The sequence below is a fragment of the Oerskovia sp. NPDC056781 genome, assembly GCF_042789955.1.
Lineage (GTDB): Bacteria > Actinomycetota > Actinomycetes > Actinomycetales > Cellulomonadaceae > Oerskovia > Oerskovia rustica.
In genome coordinates this window covers 1-2,324 of sequence record NZ_JBHUAD010000364.1, presented here as the reverse complement: position 1 = coordinate 2,324, position 2,324 = coordinate 1, and the positions used below count along the sequence as shown (strand labels likewise).

General features: G+C 75.9%; 2 protein-coding genes. One reads left to right on the top strand and one right to left on the bottom strand.

What is annotated here, in order from left to right; all coding sequences use genetic code 11:
* Positions 1-114: 114 nt before the first annotated feature.
* Complete coding sequence (locus ACFRCR_RS18375) at positions 115-1,233, bottom strand: hypothetical protein (protein WP_377679613.1); 1,119 nt, start codon at positions 1,231-1,233, stop codon at positions 115-117.
* An 81-nt stretch (positions 1,234-1,314) separates the two neighbouring features.
* Here ACFRCR_RS18375 and ACFRCR_RS18370 point away from each other — a divergent pair, with 81 nt between their 5' ends.
* On the top strand, positions 1,315-2,319 hold the full coding sequence (locus tag ACFRCR_RS18370) for a dihydrodipicolinate synthase family protein (RefSeq protein ID WP_377679611.1): 1,005 nt from the start codon (positions 1,315-1,317) through the stop codon (positions 2,317-2,319).
* Positions 2,320-2,324: the final 5 nt, after the last annotated feature.

Here is a 2,324-nt window from a genome sequence, read left to right as displayed (position 1 = left end):
GTCGACGACCCGTCGGGGTCGTCGACCGTTCGTGCTCCCGACGGCGCCACGCACCGAGGCGCGCCCGGTCACCGAGGTGCGCTGCGCCGTCGGGCACGCGCAGGGCGCTGGCTCCTACCAGGCGCGCGCGACCGCGGTGTGGACGTCGAGCAGCGGGCCCGTGCGCTCGCTCGGGCCACGACCGAACCCGCACTCGGTGCCCACGCCGACCTCCCGGCCCAGGACCTGGGTCGCGGCCGCTAGGCGACGCTGCGCGCCCTCGACGCCGTCCTCGTGGTGCACCACGCCGAGGTAGAGCTCGGTCGCGTCGTCGATCGTCAGGTCCGCGAGCGGTGCGACGTACTCGACGTCGTCGCGCTCGATCGGCACGGGCAGGTGGAACCACGCGATCTCGCGCGAGACCGTCGCGGCCAGGCCGTTCGCGACCTCGACCAGGCGGCGCGTGTCGGACGGCTCGACGAAGTGCTTCTCGGCGACGTCGCCGTAGCAGAGGTGGAAGCCGAGCTCGACGCCCGCAGGCACCGCGGAGGCCACACGAGCGGCGCGCGCGACGCAGCCCGCGAGCACCTCGTCGGAGTCGATCGCGAACCACGCCTGGGCCGGGCCGGCACCGAGGTTCGCGCCCTCGATCAGCGCGAACTCGCTCGCGAGGTCGAGCTGGATCGCGAGGTCGCCCGCGGGGACAGCGGCGACGATCGCCTCGATCTCGCGCAGCATCGCGGCCTCGTAGGCGGGGTGGACGGTCTCCCGTGCGTCGGGGACGACGAAGGCCACGACGGGGGCGAGCGGCGTGGGCAGGCAGACCTGGAAGCGGGTGGCCGCAGGGATCGCACCCTCCGCGCGCAGCCGCACGAAGTCCGCGTACGACGCCGCCGCGGCGGCCGCGTAGCCCAGCTCGCCGAAGACCAGCTCGTCCGCCGGGACCGACCCGTCGAGCACGAGAGGACGCACGTCGAACCCGGCGACGACCACGGGCTCGATCGGCAGCCGTGCCAGGCCCGGTACGGCGTCGAAGCGCGCGCCCTGGAAGAGGATCCAGTGGAAGCGCTCGCCCACCTCGCCGTCGGGGATGCGCTTGAGGTGCGTGCCCGCGTGGGCCGCGACCGTGCGGAACGTGTCCTCGGCCGTCGGGAGGTTCACGGAGCCGACGAGGTGCGCGCCACGCACCTGGGCGGCTGCCGGCGTGTCGGTGCCGTGCGGGGAGGGCTGGGTCGCGGGGGTCGCCTGAGTCATGACCGCATCGTAGACGCGGGTACCACTTCAAGGGCCGGGCCGCCCATCCCTCGGCGGACGGCCTGTGGCACCATCTCGGGGATGACCTCACCGACACCCTTCACCGGGCTGCTCGCCTACCCGATCACGCCGCTGGGCCCCGACGGGCTCCCCGACCTGGGGACGCTGACGCGCCTCGTCCAGGACGCGGTCCGCGCCGGGGTCGACGGCGTCACGGTCCTCGCGTCGTCGGGCGCGGGCACGTCGTTCTCACCCGAGGAGCGCGCCGCCGTGGTCGCCACCGCAGTTCGGGCGGCACGCGAGTCCGGTCCCGGCCCCTCGGGGCGGCGGGTCCCGGTGCACGTCGCGGTCGCGGCTCCCGCGACCACCGAGGTCGTGCGGAACGCGGCGGCGGCGCAGGCGGGCGGGGCCGACGGGCTCGTCCTGGCCCCCTTCGCGTACGTCCCGCTCGTCGACGCCGAGGTCGTGACCCTGTTCGAGGCCGTCGCCGCCGAGACGGACCTGCCCGTGTGCTTCTACAACCGGCCCGCCCAGAGCGGGTACGACGTGACGCCCGAGGTGCTGAACCACCTCGCCCGCACCGCCAGGCTCCGGGGCCTCAAGGACCCCGCAGGGAGGACGGGCGTGGGCGCACGTCTGGACGCCGTCCGGGCCGCGGTCGGGGACGAGCCGTTCGCCGTGGGGCTCAGCGGCGACCTCGCGATGACCGAGGGGGCCTTCACGACCCTGCCGTCGAGCGATGCCTGGCACACCGGCGTCGCGGCCCTCGTCCCCGACGAGTACGTCGTGGTGCGCCGCGCGCACGTCGAACGCCGACCCCTCGACGCGGTCGTGGAGCGGTCCTGGCTCCTGGCCCTGTCCCGCGAGCTCGGGCGGCTGCGGCCCGTGGCGGGGCTCCACGCGCTCGCCGGGCTGCTCGACGTACCGGCCGGTTCGCCGCGGGGACCGGTCCTGGCGACACCGCCCGAGCAGACCGCAGCGCTGCGGGCCGTGCTGGCCCGCCGGCCGGCCACGGCCCCCGCGCTGCCGGGTCCCGGGAAGCCGGGTCCCGCGGACACCGGCACCGGCCCCGGCACCGCGAGGTAGAGGTC